Raw genomic sequence first — 23,024 nt, forward strand, 5'->3', positions numbered from 1 at the left:
ATCACTGAACCTTCATGGATGAAGCCTTGACGCTTGAAGCACGGCCTCGGTTCTTTGCAATTTGCAGCTCCAAGTCCAAAGCGCCCATGTCGTTCTCGGGCAGCGCCATGTTGGCCATCTCTTGGGAGCGGCCCATCATCCAAAGTGCCAAGGCATACACGCCCATGCCCACCCCTGGGTCGCCCTTCTCCATGCGCTGCACCGTGCGCACCGCCACCCCCATGCGCAGCGCCCAACTGCGCAAGGACTCTTTGCGGCGCAAACGTGCCAAGGCCAAGTTTTGCCCCAGCGCCGCAATGGCCTGGGCGGCTTGAGGTGGTAAGAAATCGTTGTGGGCGGACGACTTAGGCATGACTAAAGATAGCACAAAGAAGGATTTTTATGGCTTTTAATGTCGCCACCAAGAGTCTTAGGCTTTCACAACCTACCCGTATTGCTTGCCCACCCACTGTCGGTAGTTGCCACTGGTCACGCCTTCCACCCAGTCTTGGTGGCTCAAGTACCACTGCACGGTTTTTCGGATGCCGGTCTCGAACGTCTCTTGCGGCTTCCAGCCCAAGTCGCGCTCGATCTTGCGGGCATCGATGGCGTAGCGGCGGTCGTGGCCCGGACGGTCTTTGACGTAGGTGATTTGGCTGGCATAGGGCTGGCCATCGGCGCGGGGTTGCAACTCGTCGAGCACCGCGCACAAGGTGTGTACCACCTCCAAGTTGGGCTTTTCGTTCCAGCCGCCAATGTTGTAGGTCTCGCCCACGCGGCCGTCGGCCAGCACACGCGCAATCGCGCGGCAGTGGTCTTCCACGTACAACCAGTCGCGCACTTGCTGGCCATCGCCATAAATGGGCAGGGGCTTGCCCGCCAAGGCGTTGTGGATCACCAAGGGAATCAGCTTTTCTGGAAAGTGATAAGGCCCGTAGTTGTTGCTGCAGTTGGTGGTGAGCACCGGCAAGCCATAGGTGTGGTGCCAGGCGCGCACCAGGTGGTCGCTGGCCGCTTTGGACGCGCTGTAGGGGCTGTTGGGTTCGTAGTTTTTGGTCTCGGCAAACGGTGGGTCGTTGGCCTCTAAGGTGCCGTACACCTCGTCGGTGGACACGTGCAAAAACCTGAAAGCGGTTTGCTGCTCGGCAGGCAGTGCGCTCCAGTAACCCCGCACGGATTCAAGCAAGTTGAAGGTACCCACGATGTTGGTTTGCACAAAGTCGCCCGGCCCATGGATGGAGCGGTCCACATGGGACTCAGCCGCAAAGTTGAGCACCGCACGGGGCTTGTGCGTGGCCAAGAGTTGCGCCACCAATTCGCGGTCGCCAATGTCGCCTTGCACAAACACATGGCGCGCGTCGTCTTTGAGCGACGCGAGGTTGGCCAAATTGCCCGCGTAGGTGAGCTTGTCGAGGTTGACGAGGGTCTCGTCTGAACCTGCCAGCCAGGTGTGCACAAAATTGCTGCCGATGAAGCCGGCGCAGCCGGTGACGAGGAGAGTCATAGGTTTACTTTAAAAAAGTCCATCACTTGGTGCGTGACTTGTGTTGCATCAAAGGCCCGAACGCAAGCATTGTCACCACGCGAACAAAAATAGCCAGCCCGTGGAATCGGGTTATCAGACAAACAGCCGTAACAATCTAAGTGCGGTTTCAGCGGCAAAAAGCGCCCCGTGGATCGCAAGGGCATGCGAGCTTCGTGATGTGCGCATGTGTAAAAAACAGCGATGGGGACATCGGTTGCAGCCGCAACGTGAGAGGGTCCAGAGTCGCCGCCCAAGAAGCCTTGACTCTTTGCAATGAGCAAATTCAATTGCTGTATCGAGTAACGCTCTCGGTGATCCTCGAAGCTAGCATTTCGAGTCGGAGCATAGTCACGGTTAGAGCCTACAAAAATAACCTTCAAGTCACCACGACGCTCAAACCCATCGTAAATGCTGCTCCAAATGGCGGTGTCAATTTCTCGATTTCCCCATTCGTGACGAAGATGGTGCACCACCACATAGGGAGCATCAATTTCAGTGACAACTTTCTCGATGAAATGCGCATCTTCAGGGCTAGGACTCAGCACTAGTTTTTTATCAAACTCGCTGGTTCCAAGCACGACACGGGCATAAGCGTTCACGGGGTGCGCGTGAGGCGCACGTTCGTACACATCGTTGAGGTCAATGACAACATCATAGGTATAGATTCCCCGCCGCAAAGCTTTCGGATCGAGCACAGCACGCACGTATGGACTGTTGTCGAAGACCACTGGCGTTTTGGTGGCGATGTCAATGGCAATCTCCCCACCATGCCTGGCATGCAGCGCACGAACCACAGGCGTCAGCATGAGCACATCACCCATCGCACCATCGCGAATGATCAGGTACTTTGTCTGCTTTCGCTGATTCACCGCTTCGTCTGCGCACAAGACCTCATTGGCGCGAAAAAAATCATAAAACTTTCGAAAAATCGTGACCGAAGGTCTGCCAAGCCTGATCTTCGTTTTCAGTCGGTAATTGGCGGTCAGGCACCGAGCCATGACCCAAAGCATGAACACCTGCTGCGAACTGCCTCGATATTGGCGCCAAAGCTCCAGCAGCAAACTTTTGGCAGCTTTGGGACTTTTAATCCACTCTTGCCAAATGACTTTCACCAAGAGCAAATAAAAATAAATTCTTTTACTAAAACTCATCTCTTGGGTCTCAGAAACTGCATCAGCCATTCAATCGTTTTTTGAAATTACGTTTCAGCCTCTGCCATGCCCCGAGTGGCCGTAATTCGAACTCGACACCTTTGGGAAGAATAATCAAGTAGCCCTCATCACGGTAATCCTTAACCACCGTCCTGTCTCCAAACAGGCGGTAAACAAAGTCCGTATTTCTCATGTACTCGGGGATGCCACCAAAGCTGATGGGCAAATTACCGTTATCGAATGGACCTTGCTCGTACAAGCGCAAATCATCGATCACAATAATGTCATTGCTATCTGGCCGAGCATTTCGGAGCATTTCCAACTCTTCCTCCAAAGGCAAGGCCAACTTGTCCATCACCAAGTGGTCATACCCAGGAAAATCTGCAGCGAACTCACCTGGGAAGTGCGCATCTAAAAAGAAAAATCCTTTGTCTGAAGGTTTGAGTTTGGTGAAGATATCTTGTAGCGCTTCAGAGGATGTAGCGTTATAAATTTTCACCTTGTCCATGTGTGCAAACTTGGCTTGGACTTTTTTCGCACTTTCTTCATGGATCTCTACGCTATAAAGTTTTTCAAAGGGCCCGTTGTAGCAGGCATGCCCCAAAGTCCCCCCTGAACCTGTTCCCGTTTCAATGAAAACATTGCAAGGGGCGCGGCTCAAGTCGTATTTAGTCAAGGTACCCATTTAGTTTTTTAACTTTCTTCAAAGTGATTTCAATTTATGCAAGCGTACTTGTTGTCGATTGATCATAAGGACAACCGACTTTAAGTATTCCGAAACTTAATCAAATCCAACGGAACTCGCCAGCTTCACGCATGGCATGCACCGTCATCCCAAAAGCAGCCAACTCATTGGCGCGCGACTCGCGCTCGAACTTCTTGCGCTGATACCGCTGCACCTTGCGCGAAAGCCACGACTGGTTCATGAAAAACCGCATCAGGTGCACGTCGCCGAGGTGGCGTTTGTTGTCGAGTTGCTTTTCGAGCTTCATTGCCTTTTGCGTGGTCTGCCCGTAGTGGTGCAGCCACGACGCAGCGGTGATGCCCATGCGCACGTCGTGCAGCTGTGCCTGCCTGAAAAACAGCGCGTCCTCAAACCCCAACAACTTGGGGATGGGCAAGAAATAGCCAATGCGGTCCCACACGTCTTGGTGAATGGCCATGCACACCGCATGCGCCGCACCTTGGCGGCAGTGTCCTTGCAGGGTGTGTTGTGCATTGCGCGTGAAAGCCTCTAAGTCGTAGTTCAAAGCGCCTTCAACCATGCCGGGGCTGGCAATTTGCAACTTCTGTTGTTCGGCTGCGCCCAACAAATCGCGCAGCCAACCTTTGGCACACACCACATCGTTGTTCATCACCACCGTCCACTCCGACTGAATGGCCAAGGCGCCCTGGTTCCAAGCAGCACCACAACTCAAGTTGCGGTCGTTCAAGATGACTGCGCCAAAGCCTTGCTGTCCCAACCACTCGCGCGTGCCATCGGTCGAGCCGTTGTCCACCGCCACGATGCGCGAAAAGTCAACCTCCTCACGGTCCAAGCTGGCAATGAACTGCTGGGTGTAATCCAACTGGTTGTAGGTAGCGAAGGTGATGGTGTAGTTGTGGTTCATCCGGAGTATCGGGAAGAAGTCGGCATGCTCGACTTGTGGATAGGACGCAGGCTTTCAGCCGTGGTGGGACTCATGCGCCTATTCTATGAGGCGGGCCACCCTCAGCCTGCTGCTCTGGCACGGAGCTCACGCCCGGCCGTACAAGTCTTCCATGCGGACAATGTCGTCCTCTCCCAAGTAGGAGCCCGACTGCACCTCAATCAAATGCAGCGGCACTTTGCCGGGGTTCTCCAGCGAGTGCACGGTGCCCACCGGGATGTAGACCGACTCGTTTTCTGTGACCAACCGGTACTCGTCGCCCAAACGCACTTTGGCGGTCCCTGTCACCACCACCCAATGCTCCGCGCGGTGGTGGTGCATTTGCAGCGACAACTTGGCGCCTGGGTTGACCTTGATGCGCTTGACCTGAAAACGCCCGCCCTGATCGACCGAATCGTAAGAGCCCCAGGGGCGAAACACCTCTCGGTGCTGCTCTGCCTCAGCGCGGTGGCTGGCCTTGAGTTGGTCCACCACTTTTTTGACGTCTTGGGTTTTGTCTTTGTGCACCACCAACACCGCATCCGATGTCTCGACCACCACCAAGTCTTTCACGCCAATCAACGCCACCAAACGGCTGTCGGCGTGCACATAGCTGCCCGTGGTGCCTTCGAGCATCACGTCCCCGCGCTGAGCGTTGCCTTGTGCGTCTTGCGGCAACACTTGCCACACGGCAGACCAGGCGCCCACATCGTTCCAACCCGCGTCCAGTGGCACCACCACCGCGTGCTGGGTTTTCTCCATCACGGCGTAGTCCACCGAGTTGGCGGGTGAAGACGCAAACGCGGCTTTGTCTAACCGCACAAACTCCAGGTCTTTTTGCGCATGGGCCCAAGCCGCTTGGCAGGCCTGGTGCATGGCCGGGTCGGCCTGCGCCAACTCTTGCAAAAACACCGACGCCTTGAACATGAACATGCCACTGTTCCAGGTGTAACTGCCGTCATCCACATAGGCTTGCGCAGTTGGCAAATCTGGCTTCTCCACAAAGCGTGACACTGACACCGCTTGGTTTGCATTGAGCGGTTCACGCGCTTGCACATAGCCATAGCCCGTTTCTGCGTGCGTGGGGACAATGCCAAACGTCACCAGGGCACCTGCCTCTGCGGCTTTTAGGCCCACGCGCACGGCGTGATGAAACGCAGACACGTCGCTGAACACATGGTCTGAGGGCAACACCAACAGCACCGGGTCATCGCCCGCGTCCTCCGCCATGGCAAGCGCCGCAAACGCCGCAGCGGCAATGGCCGGCGCGGTGTTGCGGGCCACGGGCTCCAACAAAATGGCCAAGGGTGTCACACCCACTTCGCGGCACTGCTCGCCGGCCAAAAAGCGGTGGTCGTTGTTGGCCACCACGATGGGGCGCATGGCCACATCGTCGCCCTGAATGCCTTGCAAGCGCTGCAAGGTGAGCTGAAACAAAGTGGTCTCGTCGGTGATCGACAAAAACTGCTTGGGCCGCAATGCACGCGACAAAGGCCACAAACGAGAACCGCTGCCACCCGACAGCACCACAGGAATCAATGTAGACATGGTGTGTTACCTCATGCGTTGATCGTCTTCCACCCGGTCGTTCGGGGCCACGCGGTCATTGGGTGGCGGGGCCGGGCGGTAGGTTTTGGCTACGGGCGAGACCCAGGAGGTCTCTGCAAACAAGTTCACCGGGCGTGTCACGCGTGCGCCGCCGTCGCGCAACAAGGGCTTCCAGCTCCAGCCTGCGCTGTAGCGGCTGCTGCTGGTCAAGAAAGCGTCAAACGGAATGGTCCAGGCAATGCCTTTGTCAAATGAGCCCTCGCCAAACACCGCTGCGGGCACGTTGGTCTTGGTGGCATAAGCGCTCAAGCTCGATCCGTTGCGAAACACCTTAGACACCGACATCGTGGCCCCACGGTCACCCGCCAAGTACTGGCCCACGCTCAGTGCGGTGTGCACGCCCTCAAAGGGCGTCATCCAGTAGCCCGTCACATGCCCGGTGCTGATTTTGTAGTCTCTGAAACTGAAGTCTTGGGCAAAGCTTCGCTGCTGCACGCGGTTCACATCCACGCCCACCGCCCAAGGGCTGCCAGACTGGCGGTACAACACCTCACCCCCCACGCCCCCAAACATCATTTCAAAGTAGCCAGCATAGGCAGCGGCGTACCAGCTGGCGCCCAAGCGCTCGGACTTGCTGAGCGTCATGCTGTCGATGGTGAACTTTCCGCTGTTGAGGTACTCGGCAATGTGCGTGCGCACCTGCGGCATGTAAGACCAACCGGGGGTGAACTTTTCGTAGTTGTCGCTCACGCGGTAACGCAAGGTGCCATTGGCCTTCACGTTCCAAGGCATCTCCAAGCCCATCCACAAGGCACCACTCAGTTGGTACAAGTAGCCATCGGGGCCGCCCAAGGTTTGCACCAAGTCCAGCCCGGGCTCGACCCAGTAGTTCAAGGGCTTGTCGGGCAACAGTGCGGTGCGCTCCGGCGTGGGCGCCACCTTGTACACCGGCTGCACAGCTTGCACAGGCGCTTGCGTGCGCGCGGGTTGCGTTTGCTGGGTCACCCACTCGGTGCGGTTGACTTGCTCTACGGCCAACACACCGCCCACGTTGCGGTGGTGTATCTCAAAGCGCTCCACCTCTTGCGGCGCATCGCGGTTGAGCACCGCCACCGCTTTGTCCAAGCGCTCTTGGTTGTACACGTTGTAAGAGTTGCGCGCCTCCACCACCACGGCATCTGGCGTGCGGTACATCTGTTGCACATCCCACAAGGTGTGGGCCGACACGTCATTGGCAGTGTCTTGCCAATTGGGTTCTGCCTTGGGGCGCGCAAGTTGGGCCGCAGGGCGCGCGGGGTCGGTCACCTTGGGCATGTTCAGGCCCGCCATGTCCACATAAAACGTCAGCCCCATCGACCAGGTGTTGCCACGCTCCACGCCCATCGACACGTCCAAGCCCCGGGTGGGCTGCCACACCACGGCCCAGTTGAAGGGCGAGGTGACGGGCAAGTTGTTGTCTTTGGGCTCGCGCTGGTAGTTGTTGCCGTCGTACTCCAGCTTGAGGTTGAAGTTCCAGGGCGTTTGGTATTCCAGGCCACCAAACAAGGCTGCAGGCCCGTGGAACCAAGTGCTGGTAGAAAACTGTCCGCCTTGGCTGCCACCGTCTTGCACGCGGGTGTTGAAGCCTTGGCCCAACACACGGATAAGCGGGTTACTCACATTGCCGCGTCCCGCCAAATAGCCCCAGCCCATGCCGAGTGACCAGTCCACACGCCCGGTGCGTTTGCTGGCCACCACGTATTCGCTGCTGTAAAGGCCCGTGCCGCCCACGTCACGCATGCCCACGGCCACCTCGGGCAACCACAGCGACTCTTGCCAAGCACGGGCTTTGACGTCAAAGCTTTTGTCTTTGTAGGGCAAGTCGCCGCTGAAGTCTTGCCCGCCATACAAACGGTTGGAGGTGTCGGTGTACCTGAACCCCGCCTCCAACCACTCGGTGGGCTGAAAAAAGATGTTGTTGTTTTGGTAGGGCCACGTGCGGTGAAGGGTCCAGCCAAAGTAGCCCGGGTGTTGCATGCGCGCGGTGGGTGTTTGCAGCAAGCCCACATTGCCCCAGTTGCTGGCCGTGGGTTGCGGCTTGGCGTGGCGGCCTGGCAAGTCCAACACACCCTCGTCTGCGGCGACCGGATAGGCCTGGCGTGTAGGCGCGTGCATCACAGCCAGGGGCAAGCGGTTGGACACGCCTTGCGTGGCCAACCACTCGGCCCAGCGCTGGCTGAAGGCCTGCGGCAAGGCGCTGCCTCGGCGTGGCACCCACAGCCATGCACCGGGTGCAGGCTGGTCTTGTTGGGCCATGTTCCACAGGTCCAGCCCCACGCGCTGCACCCGTCCATCGGGTTGCACCACCCAGGCCCAAGAACCATAGGCATAGGTACCTGCATCAGCGCTTGCACTTTTGCCAAAACACGCTTGCACGTAGCTCAAGGCTTGCAAACCCTCGCGGTGCGGTATCTCGCACACCCGGCCGTCATCGGCCATCACACGCAAACTGTTGGGGCGTTGTGGCACGGCCACGCGGTCACCGGCTTGCAGCAGGGGGTCTTTGCGCGGGTAGGCCGCCAACCACTGGGGCTCGGCCGGTGCCACGGGCACACGCCCGGTGGGGGGCATGGCAGCCAAGTTTTTTTGCAGGCCGGCATAGGCAGCGGGGCTGATGGCACCGCGCTGGAGCAAATCGTTCATAGACGCAGCCAGCTCGGCATACACCGCCTCTTGTCTGGTTTTTTCTTCAGCCGTCAACCACATCGTGCCTAAGGGGTAGGCATCAGGGGCTGCTGGCTGGCTGGTCAGCCATTGGCTCAAGCGCTGTGGTTGCTGCACCTCGGCCTGCCAAGCCGCGGGGGCTTGCAAATTAGCTTGCAAATTGGCTTGGGAATGGGCGTGCAGGCTCAGCAAGGCCAACAGAGTGGCGCCCAACCACAAGGTGCAGTTCTTGAATGTTGTACCGTTCATTTGGCAGGCACCACCACACCCAAGGGGCGCAAGGCCAAGCACAAGGCCTTGGCAATGCATTGCTCGCTGTACACCACACGGCCATTCAGCACAGCAAACTTTTGCAGGTACCACCATTCCAAACCGTCGTCGCCTTTGCTGGCCACCAGGTCGGCCACCCATTGCGCTTGCGGGCTCACGCCCTCGGGCAAACGTTTGGGGGCTGCTGTTCTGTAGCTGGTGATGTTGTCTATCAGGTTGTAGCGGTAGCCGGGCATCACGTCTAAGCTGCGCCGCCAAGACACCTCGCGGCTGCTTTGCAACACACTGGCCCATGTTGGGGGCGTGCTGCTTTGGCCCCGCCATTCGTGTGTGAAACCTATGGCTTGCTGAATGCGCCCATCCACCACAAACAGCATTTCACCTTGGCCGGTGTACCAACGCTCATGCACTTGGCGGCTGTTGCCCGTGCTTTGCACTGTGCGTTCGCCCAGCGCCATCACACTGGCGCGGCCATCCACCGACACCCACAGGTACTCCATGCCTGCCTGCACTGCCGCATATTGCGCGCGCCAAGGAAACAAGGTGGTGAAGGTGTCGTACGTGGGGTTGCTGCGGCAGCCGCACAGCAAGGCAACCACACACACCAACACCAGTTTGAAACAACGCAATAGGGGCAATTGAAAACTCACAACAAGACCAAAACGCCAGAAAAACAAACGCCCCTTGCGGGGCGTTTGTTGTGGCATCAACCGCAGATCAGCAGTTGGCGATGCAAATTCGCGTTGTACCTGTGCCCGAGTTGGTAGTGGTGTACACGGGGTCGGCCTTGCTTGATGTCACTGATGCGGCCACTGCAACAGCAGCAGCAGCAGCAGCAGCCACACCTACGGTCACACCTGCTGCAGCGGCAGCGGCACCTGCGGCTGCTGCACCAGCACCTGCTGCACCCGCACCGGCGCCTGCAGCACCTGCTCCGGCGCCTGCACCACCTGCGCTCGCACCGGCAGCACCTCCCGAGCTAGCGCCTGCTGCTTGTTGCTGAGCAAATACTGCAGGCGAGGCAACCAGAACCAAAGACAAAAGAAGGGCGGTAAATTTTTTCATGACGCAGTCCAGTGCAGTAAAGAATAGGAGTTGGGATTTGGGGTCTTGAGTACACATGTCCAATGAGACTCTGTGATCAGTTTTGTTAATATAACCTATTCCAGTGAGCAACCGGCTTTAAATACATCCAACACCCTATTTTTTAATCCAAAAGCAGCAATCTCTTAGGTTTGTGGTACTTATGTCACACTGTCATCAAAGCATCACAACAAGGCATTGAGAAGTGTATTTTGAGACCTGATCAAGATGGTCTTGGGTTGGTGGATACCCATCACAAGCCAGCCATAATCAGTTTGCTAACAGTTGCCGTTTTACCCTCATGACCGCCACCCTCTTCAATGCCCCGACTCTGCGTCATTACAAGCTGTTGATGACTGGGGGCATGGCTGTGGTGTTTGCGGGTTTGGCCATGTTCAGCTCCTCAACATTTCACTACCCCGTGGTGCGCATGTCAGGCACAGACTTGAACACCACCATCGTGATGCGCCCTGCGGCCACGCCTGCTGAATGCCAAACCACCCTCAGCCACATCACATCCAGCATTCAAAGTGCCTGCCCCACTTGCAACACTTCAAACAGTCTGTGCACCAGCACTTTGGGCGGCTCTGAAGCGCAGTTGCTGACTGACTTACCCCTGCCAACCTACTCGGCCCTTTTGCCGCAAGGTGTGGCGCTGTATGAAGCCGCCAACCCAGCCATTGCCCAACAAGCCTGCTTGCAAAGCGAGCAACAGTCGAGCATCAAAGGTTTTGTGGTGCGGTGCTTTGCGCCACACACCGCGCGCAGTGCGCCCCAAACAGTTGGTAACAACACCCTGAATTTGAAAGACCTGTGGGCTGCCCTGAGCGCCGTCAGCCTGCTGGCCTTGGGCTTGCAACTGTTGCCCCTGGTCAGTGCGCGTTACGGTCAACAAGCCTTGGGGTTAGATCGTGGGGCCAAGCAAGGCTTGATGGTGCTGACTGATGTGTTGGCGCTCGAGCTCAGCCTTTACCTCGCCCTGGCCCTGCGGTTTGAAAGCCTGCAAGTGCCCACCACTTCGTTACCGCAGCTGATGCTGGCTGCACCTGTGTTGGCCCTGCCCATCTTTTTGCGCTTTGGTCTTTACCGCGCCGTCATGCGGTATGTGGGCTTGCAAGCCATTGTGGTCATTGCCAAGGCTGTGGCCTTGTACACCGTGCTTCTGACGGCCTTGGTGTTTGTGTTGGCCCTGCAAGATGTGCCACGGTCTGTGCCTTGGATCCATGGCTTGCTGACCTTGCTGTTCATCGGTGCTTCGCGCACCGTGGCACGGCAGTGGCTGTCGTTGGCTCAGCACAACCCTGTGGGCGACTCCCTGCGCAAACGCACCCTCATTTTTGGGGCAGGGTCTGCGGGGGTGCAATTGGCACTGGCTTTGTCACACAGCCGCGAAATGCAGCCCGTGGCATTTGTCGACGACGACGCCAAGTTGCACCGCAAACAAATTGCTGGGTTGACGGTCTACGGCCGTCAAGACCTGGCAGAGTTGGTGCATCGTGAGCGCGTCAGCGAAGTGCTGCTGGCCATTCCGTCTACCTCGCGGGCAGAACGCAACCGCATCATCCAAGAGCTAGAAAAACTGCCCGTTCAAGTGCGCACCTTGCCGGGCGTGGCCTATCTGGCTGAAGGCAAGGTCAAAACATCAGACTTGCGCGATGTTGAAATTGAAGACCTGCTGGGCCGTGACCCGGTGCCACCAGACACCACCTTGCTCAGGGCCAACATCACAGGCAAAGCGGTGTTGGTTACAGGAGCAGGCGGGTCAATTGGGTCTGAGTTGTGTCGCCAAATACTGGCGCTTCAACCACAGGTGCTGGTGCTCTATGAGCGCAATGAATTTGCGCTGTACAGCATTGAGCAAGAGCTGCTCAATTTACCCATACCCATCAGCAAACACATCGTGCCCATCTTGGGCTCGGTGACCGACCCCGACAAACTGGCCTTGGTGTTTGAACGGTTTGCCATACACACGGTGTTTCATGCCGCTGCCTACAAGCATGTACCCATGGTGGAAAAAAACCCCTGCGCTGGGGCGCGCAACAACATTTTGGGCACCTGGCACACGGCACGCACTGCGCGCGACAAACAGGTAGAAACCTTTGTGCTGGTGTCTACCGACAAAGCCGTGCGCCCCACCAACACCATGGGCACCACCAAGCGTGTGGCCGAATTGATATTGCAAGCCTTGGCGCAAGAAGCCTTTGGGCCCACGCGGTTTGTCATGGTGCGGTTTGGCAATGTGCTGGGCTCTTCAGGCTCGGTGGTACCGGTGTTCAGAGAGCAAATCAAACAGGGCGGCCCCATCACCGTGACCGACCCACGCATCATCCGTTACTTCATGACCATCCCTGAAGCCGCGCAACTGGTGATACAAGCCGGCGCCATGGGCCACGGTGGCGATGTGTTTGTGTTGGACATGGGCGAGCCCGTAAAAATACTTGACATGGCCCAACGCATGGTTCACCTGAGCGGGTTGACCGTGCGAGACGAGGTCAACCCCGCGGGCGACATAGAGATTGTTTTCAGCGGGCTGCGCCCCGGTGAAAAACTTTACGAAGAACTTTTGATTGGCGACAACGTCACGCCAACACGGCACCCGCGAATTCAGCGAGCGAATGAGCACATGTTGGGGCTAGAAATCATCACAACACTCGTGCGAGCAGTTGACACCGCATGCCAGAGCAACAACAGCGACCGGTTACGCAGTTTGCTAATGAGCGCTGTGAGCGAGTTTGAACCTCAGTGCGGGAATGAGGATTTACTCAACACAAACTGATGCAGTTTGGCTTGCGCATCAGTGCGACACCCCATCACGCTGGATGACCTTGAGGAAGGTCATCCAAAGAATTTGGATGTCAAACCAAAAACCTTGGCGCTGAAGGTATTCGGCGTCTAACTCCACTTTTTGGGGGATGGGCAGTTCGTCTCGGCCATTCACTTGCGCCCAACCAGTCAGCCCAGGTACCAGTGTGTGCACACCTTTTTGTGTACGAAGGGCGATCAGATCATGCTGATTGAACAACGCAGGACGTGGCCCAACAAAGCTCATGTCGCCGACCAGAATGCTCCATAACTGCGGCAACTCGTCCAAGCTGCTTTTGCGGAGGAAGGAGCCAATAGGTGTCAAATGTGATTGGGCATCTGCTAACAGATGCGTAGCAACCGCAGGGGTGCCAACCCGCATGCTGCGGAACTTCGGCATTTTGAAGATAACATTGTTTCGACCAACGCGATCAGACCAATAAAGCACTGATCCTGCTGAAGTTAACATAACCAATGCTGCCACCAGTAAAATTGGTAATATCAATAAAATTAATAGTGTCGTAGCGAGAAAAAAATCAAATAATCTTTTCACTTTTTCAAACCCTCAACAGCCTTTTGCAGTCCCTGATTTAAAGTAAATGGAGGATACCAATCCAAAATACGTCGAGTTTTTTCTATGTCAACTTGTAATGAACTCAAAATTCGTTTGCCAACATCACCCTTACCAAACAACTTGGCGCCCCAGAACAGAAAACTTCTAGGTACAGGAAGCAATACTGTATTTTTACCCATTGCGCGCCCTATGCGCAGCAACAAATCTGACGTAGATATATCCTCACCATCGGAAACCAAGAAGGTTTCTCCTGCCGCCTCCGGATGATGTAAACATGTTATTAATAAATCGACTAGGTTTTCAATACATACCATACTTCGTGCATTACGGACCAGTGCAAAAGGAAGGGGCACGCCACGCGAGACCCAATTCATCATTGAAGCAAAATTTGCTTTTACCCCAGGGCCATAGACTAGTGGAGGACGAACTATAACGAGTTCCATATCAAATAAATTTGATAGCTCGCTCAAACCTAATTCAGCCTCCATTTTAGAAATACCATAAGGATCTATTGGAGCAGGTGCATTGTCCGCAAAAAAAGGCTGTCCATTAAATGTTTCTTCACCATTTACTTTAATTGAGCTTAAAAAAATGAATCGCCTAATCCCAGCCTGTGCTGCCTGACGTGCCAAATTGAGTGTGCCCTTTACATTTACCTCACGATATGATTCTAATGGATCCTTTTCGTTTTCTTTCATCACATGAACACGAGCAGCACAATGAACTATCACCTCTACATCGTGTAAAGCATTACTCCAATCTGTTGTTGGCAATAGATCGCCCACCAATATCTGATTAATTCCTTTTGGAAATTTTTTATCAAAATTCCTAACTGAGGCGTTAACTATATTTCGGCCATCAACAGCCGCCAATCTTTGCGCCAAAGCACCACCAACAAAACCTGTTGCCCCTGTAATTAAAACTTTCAATACAGCCCCCTAGTAAGCTCCAAAAAATAAATATCAAATTAACGCTGACAGCATTTTTGCACAAAAAACTCAGCAGAATAAATCGTATATTAATCAATACCCATTCAGGCAACTGAAAAACTGCAAAAACATACCTGTAGTATCGTTCAGATTAACATTACCAATGCAGAAATCTTTCGGATAAACAGCCAACAAGGCAGACCGAGCATCAACACTCAAGAGATCCGGCATCTCTGAGGGTTCGTATCCATCGAATACAAATTTACTATTAGATCTAAGTGCATAGGATCCATGATCACCCATAAAAATAATAACGGGATTATTATCGTGCAACAAAATATGTGAAATAATTTTCGAAAAAACAACTTTCAATTGCTGCTGAGAGTCTAGATAATAATTTCTGAATTGATTAAAATCATCATAATTCGCCCCATTATAATCACCAATCGTATGCCCGGGGAACCATATATGATTAATAGTTACCCATTTTTCATTTGGTTTAATCTTAACATTATTAATATAAAAATTAATTTTATCTTCTAAAGTTATTAAATCAGAATTTTTCTCATCAAATAATTTCGGCAACCTGCAAGCATAATATCCCCAGCGATTATCTAAGTAATTACAAACACTGAACGTATAAGATGAAGGTAAAAAGCTCTCTAATTTTCCAGCATCAACTCCAAAATAATCTGAATCATTAAAAAACTGCCTGTTGTAGCCAGCTAATTTCATACGCTCATAAAATGGACTAGGAATTACGCCATTCATTAGTCCCCTCACCACTCTTGGATTAGTGTTTTCCCGCGATGAAAGTAAGTTTCCATAGGTGGTAAGTGTTTGATCTCCCGGCGAATTTATATCATAGAGCATAAAGCCATTTTCTTCCAAAAACTCGTATGCTTCACTAGAAGTCTTCGAGAAAATTGTTTTCATAGCCTTTTTGGAAACCATTCCATCAATCCCAATAACATAAATATTCCGCCTATAATTTTGAGGAACAATATATTCATTACTTATTACCGATACATTCTCACTCAAACCAATAAGGTTAACCTTGACTAGTTCATATGCAGGATATGAGATTTGTACAATGGACATGCAAATCGCTAACAAACGCCCACGACTCGAACAAGATATAAAATACAATACTAGCGTGCTTATTAAATAGTATATAAATTCAATCCTAGTCCACGAAGTAATTACAAAGATAAAAAAGAAAGAATTAAAACAAATTAAAGTTGAAAATAAACCGTATCCCAGCGACTTGGATTTAAAAATACCAAACAAAAAGCACACAAGACTGATCTGAGTTATCAATACAAAAGAATAATACACAAAAGCATAGAAAAAATCGGATACAGGGTACCCGCCCCATCCCATAAAGTATATTGATACAAACTGAATAATTTGAATCAAAAAGAAATTATAATAATTCAATTTTAAAATCTATTAGAATAAATATGATAAAAACTAATCCGCAATCACAATCTTCTCAAACAGTACCAAACTTCTAAATGAATCTGGTATTTTAACCTCTTCAACTAATTTAAATCCCATCTCTAGAAAGGCCTCTCGTTGTTTTGAAATACTAAAGTCATTCACACTTCTTTGATGTTGCGTACACAACCACACTAACTGAGAATCAACCACATCGAACAACTCTACGATCAACCATTTTTTTGTACAATGATTTGCTAAGTTCGCGATCTGCTTCAAAGGAATTGACGAAGTAATTCCTAAATGATGAATCAGCGCTAACATCATCACAACATCGGATAGTCCGCCGAGTCTTTTATACAGTCCTGCGTGCTCATTCCCTGCCCATCCACGGCCTGAATGTATATCGTCTAACGACGCCAACACTGGATGAATTGTTTCACTATCTGAAAATTTTTTGTATAGCATCTGTATAGCGTCGTGATCTCCATCTATTGCTATTACTTGAGACCCTTCATTTGCTGCTAATTCAGTAAATTCCCCACTATTGCAGCCTAAATCTAATGTCCATTTAGGTTGCGAAGATCTAAGCCAATGAGCAACTTTTTGACGCTTAAATTCAAGTGAATTTAATGTGTAATGTTGACGTATCTTGGTATAGCTCGCCCATCGTGTTTTACTAGATTTGTCCGGCGACACCCCATTAATCATCCATTTAAGTGATGATAAGAGTTGACCCCTGTATATATTAATATTAGTTTGTGAATCATTTTTGTATTCAAACGCCGCTGCTATAGACTCGGATGTGGATGATAAAAGTAACGGCCAACATCTTGATAAAAACCGTCGTAAACCTAAGGTACTTTTAACCAATTCAGGATCTGCACCATCTCGTGATATTTTAAATAAATCGTTTGAGTTTAACCCTGTTTCACTTGCCAACCAAAGTGGAGAGATAAAATGCCGAACAAATTGCCCCCCAGCCCACCATGTTTTATATTTCAACATCTGAAATGATGTGTGATCACAAAAATATGGCCTACACCCTTTATAGACTATATTCCAAGCACTTGCATCTTTCAAATCAGCGTTGTTGTTGTTAGCCAATGAAAGCATGTTTAATGTCAATACTGCTGCATCATATAATTGTGCATTAGACCATTCATCCGGATTAGTTATAAAACGCAATCTAGGAGACCTCAAGGTATCCGCATTTAACCACTCGAAGGGTAGCAAAAAATTATTTTGTACCCAGTTTTGCGCAACACCAGTGATAAGGACATGCTCGTTAGGCAGAGGATCATTCAAATGACGAAGTACAAAATCCGAATCAAACTCTAACCATGCTTGAGGATCCCTCATTTTTTTCGCATTCTGCTTATCCAATTCTTAACCGTTTTTATTGGATTTTTGAAAAAAACTATTAAAACACCAACTGCAGCCACAAGTCCTTGCCAAAATAATATCCCAGAACCTGGGTCAATATAAGCCCAAACTGTAGACGGGAAAAAAATCCAGAATACAGACATTCGAAACAATGCAACAGCCATACGTTTGACTCCTTTTAAATAAACATAATCATAGTACAGTAATTAATTTACTTGGGTTTGTTTTTCATGATTATAAATATTGGCATAATCACTATTATTGGAAAAATGTATCTAAAGTAAGTCGTAAAACCGGTAACAAGCAATCCAAAAATAGCCATCAACACGAATGGTATAAACAAATCTCGGAAATTTAACTTGGTATATTTCAAAGAATAAATCATTGTAAAAACACATCCTAGCGTCAAAGGTAAATATTGAATACTAGGGCTTAACAAAAAAAACATTCCAGTTATACTTATAATAGGCCATACAATAAAACGAAGAGCCGAACCAACAGCACCAAACTCTTGAAATGATGGGACTTTATCAAACTCTCTAAATTGCATGTCAGTTTCATTAATATCATTCATGTGGGTTATTAAACTCTCAGAAAATACTAATATAATTGAGGCGGAAATAATAAAGAAAATCTTTGAAAACCTCTTTGGTATTAACAATGGCAGATAAATGATTGAAGCCATTCTGTAAATCAACATTACCGCTATGCTTGACAATTTAAATCTCGAGCTCAATGCACACACAAGGCAAAATATTATAACAGTATCCTTGAGGATTGTTGTTGCCAAATGCAATCTATACGGATTAAACAAACACCCTACAACTATAAAATAATACAGTAAATTATCTTTTGTTTTGTCATCATTAAACCTCATGCTTTCATACAACAATGAATTTGTTTTTGCAAACATTAAGCAATTGAAGAATGTCAATAATTCAACATTCGACTGAAACAGTGAAACTAAAATATAGTGCCCATTATTTAATACTTTAATTGGGTCTATTAATATATTTAAGCTAACTGCTTCTGACATAGCTTGATAGGTTTGAGCATCTGGATGAAAATCCCAGGGTATGCCCAAAGCTCTCTCCAAAAGCCAAACAAGACAAACAACTATAAATGATACTGTAAAAACCATTTAATTCATTAATTCTAAGTATTTTCCAGCAATGTTATCCGCAAAGTAATCTTTATTTAAATAATTGAAATCGGAAATATTTGCATAATTAATATTGTCAATTAAACCCTTCAATCCTTCACAACTCGAAAAGTAATGAGCCCTTTCACCAGCTGTCGCTCTATTAAAATTGCAGTCATAACAAAATACCGCACAGTCATGAAATAACATTTCCACTAACGAGGGATTCGTACCTCCAACTGAATGCCCATGTAAATATACGCATGTTGATTGTCTGTAATTATTTACTATTTCAGCATCATAAATAGGGTTTAACATTTCAATTCTCGACTCGTTTTCATATTTTTTAAATAACGTTATTCCATAATTTGAGTTTTTAAAATTTCCAATAATCACATATTTCTCAAAACCAGACCGGAGAAAACCCTCGATCAACATCTCTATATTGTTTTCTGGCTCAACTCTGCATATTGTAAGTGCAGTTTTCATTCTTGGTTTAATATCTGAGCGCATAAACTTTAAAACATGATCACCAGAATATGGTATAAAAAACGACTTTTTAATGAAAAATTTCTTTATAAATACCATTAATTCAGCATTATCATAGATTATTTTGTTAGAGAAAATTTGAGCAAAATAGTCAAATACAAACAATATAAACTTGCCCAGTTCACTATATTTATTACGTCGCCACTCAACACCATCAATGTTAGTAATAATTACATTACCATGAATGTATGACAAAAAACGCATCAGGGCGAAAAATGGCCCCGCTGAGACACCTAGTACTATTATATATTTGGCCTTTTTAAAAACCTTTAAAAAGCTCAGCATATCATGTAGAGGCGATAATGGTCCGTTAGCTTTTAATTTTATAAAAATCCTTTTTATATTTTCATAATCCTCATAATGCTCGGTATAAGCACCCTGATAGCAAGTTACATATACAGTATTATTATTTTTGGCCATAATGGGCGCTACATTTTCAATAAAAGACTCAAATCCACCGTATCTGTTTGGTATACCAACCGAACCAATAAAGGCAATTGTTTTATGCATTTTGTCTCACCCATTGCCTTTTGTTATCGTCAAACATTTTTATTACCTTCGCAGGTACTCCAGCCACTATAGAGTTAGCTGGTATCTTACTATTTACTACTGAACCAGCTCCAACTATTGAGTTCCTACCAATTTCAGCACCGGGTAATATACAAACCTTTTCTCCTATCCATACATTTTCATTTATAACAATATCCTCTTGGGAAAGAATTCTATTATTAACTATACTATTTGGATCATCAGAGATTATCTCATTGTATTGTCCATGACTATGGTCTGAAATGTAAACATCGCTTGCAATTAGTACATTTTCTTTGATTGTCACACTCTTTAAGCACCCAATATGCAACCGACTACCTGCTTTAAAGTTATCACCAATCTTCAGGATCGAATTTCTTTCAATTATATCGATCACAAGACCTGGCCCCGTTCTGGCGCCCCTTCCAATTTCTAACTTACCCAGTTTTCGAATGTAGAATGGCCATCGAACTATGGCTCCTTTTTTTACGTATAAGGATGAAATAAGTATGTCTCTCGCTAAACGCAATATGCCAAGACTACCAAGATATTGAACTTTGCTTAAGTATCCGTAAATTTTCATTTTACTCCTATGCATAACGACGTATTAATACAACTATCAAAAGCCCGAACAAATATACTTGAAGTAATACTATTTCGAAACTGAAGAACATTGTAACCAAGGGGATAGTCATTGCCAATACTACTAGGAATTTGTACACACTCTTGTTATACTCACTACCTAATCTACTATTAAACTCATAGACTTTGAGAATCATCGCGATTCCTATTTGAGTTATTGAGTACCATATTTTCAAACTAACTGAGTCTTTCGCCAGTATTGTAATTAAATACAAGGGTAATGTGTAACTAATGTAACAAAATACAACAAACCTCCATCGCGCTTTAATTTGTAACCCACTAATTTTTCCTTTTGACGATACAAGATAAATAAAAGCAATCATAAAATATGCTATTCTCAACTCAACTGCATATAGAAAATCCATATCTTTTATAACAAATGGAATTAAAGTTAGCAGGCTCAATGTTCTGAATAACTTAGCCGCCAATACCCCTCTTTTTTGTGATGCGATATGATCCGAAATTAAATAGAAATATGGCAAAAATATGTAAGCAGCGACACCAGGATCGCCTTTTAGTAACATGTATACATAAATTATGGAAAATACTAAGAAACTTATTTTTATTTTCAATGGATCTGCATTTCCAGTAAACTGAATGTAAACAAACAAGCTAAAGAATGCACTCGAAATCACATAGAGATTTATGAAAGACTGCACTTCCTCTGAAGGCGCTAGCCATATTATTATTATATTCGAAGCGAAAGATAAAACATACAATCCTAATTGAAATGTGTATGCAATAGATTGCATAAATTTTTCTTGGTCAATCTTAAAATTTCTTATTTTAGTTATTATTTTAGACTCACCGAAAATATTCACCTTGAAACTCCTTCTTAAATATTTACTTTAAAATGCAAATTAATTCATCACGCATTGATTTTCTCCATACAAAAAATTCATTTATTAAATCTAGTATTCCCTGTACATACCATAAACCCTTCTAATATTATTATTACATGCATAGCTAAGAGCAATTCTATTTTTGCGCCTCAATATAAATAGAGATTTCGGGTGTAGTATTATCAAATAGTATTGGCGAACGCAATTCAACATTTGGGGACTTGCAAAATTCCGACTTACTTATATTACTAAAACCAGCAGTCTTTAACATATCTGAAATTTTTGCAAATGTAAACCAGTTGCAATGACCTTGGGGCATTATTTTATTTGCGTTTTCCGGCAAGAGACTCATGTATTTATTAAAAAAAACTTCTATACTCAATTTACTCATATCCTCAATGACTTGAGTCTCATCTAATTCAGTTTCGTTATGCACCAACAATGTAAAACAATGTTCCAACAACATTTCATAATTTTTTTTATACGCTGACCCCCATGGTCTTATGGCAGAGAGTATAGTCCCATTACCATTTTTAACATCTGATAATAAATACTCCATATCAGGACAGGTAAGTCTGAAAACTCCGTCTTTTTTCAAAGTTCTATACACCTCGTCAAACATTTTTTGAACACACTGATTATTTAAATGCTCGATTACATGAGAGCAATAGTAAACGTTTACACTTCGGTCGTCGAATGGAAAATCTTTCCTTAGCGAAAGATCATGCGTTATCATGTTTCCTTTTTGTACGGTTGCATAAAACTCATTTGAAAAATCCATATTTATCCACAATGGATGTTTAAAACTACCTGCGCCGATATTAATGAGCATCGGTGGAGTTTCGTATTTACTCAACACGTTACGTGTATAGGTTTTTATGAATTTATCCTTTAATAAAAGAATAGAGAAATCATGAAATAAATTAATTATTTTATTTTTAAAACTTGTTGTGTATATTTTTTTCATTAAAATTCTCTTTTATTGCAATTTAATCACTAACTATTACAACGCTATTATGCTTTATTGCGAGTGTACATAAATAAATAATCTCTTGCTATTATTTGCTCTTCTAATTTAAATTAATTCGGCGATTATCTAACACGTCTAAAGCTCCATGCCTGCTTAAGTAAGAATAATTCATGTTCGTATGACAGCCTTCCTTTTCGTACACCCCATCGAACAAAAGATATCAAAACAGCAAGTAAAACACCGATAAAAAACGCAATCATTACTATCGTCGCTCGCTTCGGTTTTGACTTTCTTTCTGGTGCGATAGCCACGTCAACTTGCTGCAAAAGTGGCCCTTCTTTCGCCTCATCCACCCGCGCCAACTCATACTGCCTAGTCAACACTTCAAGCATTGCTTCTCGAACTTTGATATCTCGATAATAAATTACCGCCTGTTGCTGATTAAGCGGGCGCGCATCAGCATCACCACCGCCAACTCCTCCTGCTTGGCCTTTTTCTAGCTTAATCAATTGACCGCGCATAGCAAACAACTCGCTATTGATACGTTGCATTTCTGGATTTTGGTCGGTTGCAAAACGGCTCATAGCTTGCAACTGAACCTCGCGTGACGCAATTTGTCCACGTAATTCAGCACTCGCTCGAACGCCGCTTTCGGCGAGAACAGCGGTAATCTGCATACCTGACTTTTCCTTAGCCAGCCTGAAACTTTGCTCAGCAGTTGCAAGCTCAGCCTGCACCTTGCTTATCTGCTCCTCGAAGAACACTCGACGCTGTTGCGCATCGGTCACGGCCAAGCGGCCAAGAAGATTACGCAGTTCTTCTACCTGTACGTTGGCTAAAAGGGCTGCGAATGAGGGGTCTTTGTCATCTGCTTCAATGCTGATTAGCCCTGTTTTTTTGTCTGAACTTATTCGCACATTGCTTTTTAGTAAACCACGCGTGTCAGTCAATGTTTTTGCTTCATAACGCTCTTGCAAGTTCAAACGCTTGATCACCGCGTTTTGGAGACTATCACTTTGCATAAATGCAACGTACATTTCATCAGGGCTTTTTAGGCCAACTGCAGCTCCCGCCAATCCCGCCAAACCGCCTAAACCAGCCAAAGCTGATGCAGCACCACTTTGCTGTTGCTGTGGCGGCATCATTACCGTTTTAGCAGTGAACATTGGGGTCATCAACAGGCTAAGCACCAAAGCCAACGACGTAGTGATCGCTGGGACTGCAAAGAGCGTTTTCTTTTCTTCGCCCATAGCAATGGCCAAGTCGATTAGATTGAATTCGTCGTCTTCCACCGCATGATCTGCGTAGTTGATATTTTGATTTGCTTCAGACAT

General features: G+C 48.0%; 21 protein-coding genes. 1 reads left to right on the forward strand and 20 read right to left on the reverse strand.

Annotation, left to right across the window (positions count from 1 at the left end):
• Position 1: 1 nt before the first annotated feature.
• From ACKWJN_RS14870 to ACKWJN_RS14910, 9 genes are all read right to left on the reverse strand, one after another.
• Positions 2-352 carry an XRE family transcriptional regulator gene (locus tag ACKWJN_RS14870; protein WP_408598179.1) on the reverse strand — a complete coding sequence of 117 codons (351 nt, stop codon included), beginning with the start codon at positions 350-352 and terminating at the stop codon, positions 2-4.
• 72 nt (positions 353-424) lie between these two features.
• Positions 425-1,483, reverse strand: coding sequence for a dTDP-glucose 4,6-dehydratase (rfbB, locus tag ACKWJN_RS14875; RefSeq protein ID WP_408598181.1), 1,059 nt, complete (start codon positions 1,481-1,483; stop codon positions 425-427).
• Entirely contained in the window at positions 1,480-2,685 is a 1,206-nt protein-coding gene (locus tag ACKWJN_RS14880; RefSeq protein ID WP_408598182.1) for a glycosyltransferase family 9 protein, read from the reverse strand. The genes rfbB and ACKWJN_RS14880 overlap by 4 nt, the downstream gene beginning before the upstream one ends.
• Positions 2,678-3,340 (reverse strand): hypothetical protein, encoded by a 663-nt coding sequence (locus ACKWJN_RS14885; protein WP_408598184.1) that lies wholly within the window; start codon positions 3,338-3,340, stop codon positions 2,678-2,680. The genes ACKWJN_RS14880 and ACKWJN_RS14885 overlap by 8 nt, the downstream gene beginning before the upstream one ends.
• Positions 3,341-3,440: 100 nt before the next feature.
• Positions 3,441-4,265, reverse strand: coding sequence for a glycosyltransferase family 2 protein (locus ACKWJN_RS14890; protein ID WP_408598185.1), 825 nt, complete (start codon positions 4,263-4,265; stop codon positions 3,441-3,443).
• Between the two features lie 126 nt (positions 4,266-4,391).
• On the reverse strand, positions 4,392-5,831 hold the full coding sequence (locus ACKWJN_RS14895) for a mannose-1-phosphate guanylyltransferase/mannose-6-phosphate isomerase (RefSeq protein ID WP_408598187.1): 1,440 nt from the start codon (positions 5,829-5,831) through the stop codon (positions 4,392-4,394).
• A gap of 6 nt (positions 5,832-5,837) precedes the next feature.
• Positions 5,838-8,783: a YjbH domain-containing protein gene (locus ACKWJN_RS14900; protein ID WP_408598188.1), complete on the reverse strand. Its 2,946-nt coding sequence runs from the start codon at positions 8,781-8,783 to the stop codon at positions 5,838-5,840.
• Positions 8,780-9,511 carry a hypothetical protein gene (locus tag ACKWJN_RS14905; RefSeq protein ID WP_408598190.1) on the reverse strand — a complete coding sequence of 244 codons (732 nt, stop codon included), beginning with the start codon at positions 9,509-9,511 and terminating at the stop codon, positions 8,780-8,782. Before ACKWJN_RS14905 ends, ACKWJN_RS14900 begins: the two co-directional genes overlap by 4 nt.
• A gap of 10 nt (positions 9,512-9,521) precedes the next feature.
• Positions 9,522-9,869 carry a hypothetical protein gene (locus tag ACKWJN_RS14910; protein ID WP_408598192.1) on the reverse strand — a complete coding sequence of 116 codons (348 nt, stop codon included), beginning with the start codon at positions 9,867-9,869 and terminating at the stop codon, positions 9,522-9,524.
• Positions 9,870-10,188: 319 nt separating this feature from the next.
• Here ACKWJN_RS14910 and ACKWJN_RS14915 point away from each other — a divergent pair, with 319 nt between their 5' ends.
• A complete protein-coding gene (locus ACKWJN_RS14915) occupies positions 10,189-12,663 on the forward strand; it encodes a polysaccharide biosynthesis protein (RefSeq protein WP_408598194.1) in 2,475 nt (824 codons plus the stop codon).
• Between the two features lie 18 nt (positions 12,664-12,681).
• On the opposite strand, the gene ACKWJN_RS14920 is transcribed toward ACKWJN_RS14915, so the two are convergent.
• The 11 genes from ACKWJN_RS14920 to ACKWJN_RS14970 all read right to left on the reverse strand — a co-directional run bounded on the left by ACKWJN_RS14920 (position 12,682) and on the right by ACKWJN_RS14970 (position 23,024).
• Entirely contained in the window at positions 12,682-13,242 is a 561-nt protein-coding gene (locus ACKWJN_RS14920) for a sugar transferase (RefSeq protein ID WP_408598196.1), read from the reverse strand.
• Positions 13,239-14,192: a UDP-glucose 4-epimerase family protein gene (locus tag ACKWJN_RS14925; protein WP_408598198.1), complete on the reverse strand. Its 954-nt coding sequence runs from the start codon at positions 14,190-14,192 to the stop codon at positions 13,239-13,241. Before ACKWJN_RS14925 ends, ACKWJN_RS14920 begins: the two co-directional genes overlap by 4 nt.
• A 93-nt stretch (positions 14,193-14,285) precedes the next feature.
• The gene (locus ACKWJN_RS14930) at positions 14,286-15,293 is read right to left on the reverse strand and encodes a hypothetical protein (RefSeq protein WP_408598200.1); all 1,008 of its coding nucleotides are present in this window, start codon (positions 15,291-15,293) and stop codon (positions 14,286-14,288) included.
• A 372-nt stretch (positions 15,294-15,665) separates the two neighbouring features.
• Positions 15,666-16,994, reverse strand: a complete 1,329-nt coding sequence (locus ACKWJN_RS14935; protein WP_408598201.1) for a class I SAM-dependent methyltransferase — start codon at positions 16,992-16,994, stop codon at positions 15,666-15,668.
• Positions 16,991-17,182 (reverse strand): hypothetical protein, encoded by a 192-nt coding sequence (locus tag ACKWJN_RS14940; RefSeq protein WP_408598203.1) that lies wholly within the window; start codon positions 17,180-17,182, stop codon positions 16,991-16,993. Before ACKWJN_RS14940 ends, ACKWJN_RS14935 begins: the two co-directional genes overlap by 4 nt.
• 47 nt (positions 17,183-17,229) lie before the next feature.
• Complete coding sequence (locus ACKWJN_RS14945; RefSeq protein ID WP_408598204.1) at positions 17,230-18,159, reverse strand: hypothetical protein; 930 nt, start codon at positions 18,157-18,159, stop codon at positions 17,230-17,232.
• Entirely contained in the window at positions 18,160-19,218 is a 1,059-nt protein-coding gene (locus ACKWJN_RS14950; RefSeq protein ID WP_408598206.1) for a DUF1972 domain-containing protein, read from the reverse strand.
• Positions 19,211-19,819: a hypothetical protein gene (locus tag ACKWJN_RS14955; RefSeq protein WP_408598208.1), complete on the reverse strand. Its 609-nt coding sequence runs from the start codon at positions 19,817-19,819 to the stop codon at positions 19,211-19,213. Before ACKWJN_RS14955 ends, ACKWJN_RS14950 begins: the two co-directional genes overlap by 8 nt.
• 7 nt (positions 19,820-19,826) lie before the next feature.
• Positions 19,827-20,699, reverse strand: a complete 873-nt coding sequence (locus tag ACKWJN_RS14960) for a hypothetical protein (protein WP_408598209.1) — start codon at positions 20,697-20,699, stop codon at positions 19,827-19,829.
• Positions 20,700-20,856: 157 nt separating this feature from the next.
• The gene (locus ACKWJN_RS14965) at positions 20,857-21,687 is read right to left on the reverse strand and encodes a class I SAM-dependent methyltransferase (RefSeq protein ID WP_408598211.1); all 831 of its coding nucleotides are present in this window, start codon (positions 21,685-21,687) and stop codon (positions 20,857-20,859) included.
• Positions 21,688-21,812: 125 nt separating this feature from the next.
• The gene (locus ACKWJN_RS14970) at positions 21,813-23,024 is read right to left on the reverse strand and encodes a Wzz/FepE/Etk N-terminal domain-containing protein (protein WP_408598212.1); all 1,212 of its coding nucleotides are present in this window, start codon (positions 23,022-23,024) and stop codon (positions 21,813-21,815) included.

Origin of the sequence: Limnohabitans sp. (assembly GCF_046052825.1) — a bacterium.
Taxonomy (GTDB): Bacteria; Pseudomonadota; Gammaproteobacteria; order Burkholderiales; family Burkholderiaceae_C; genus Limnohabitans.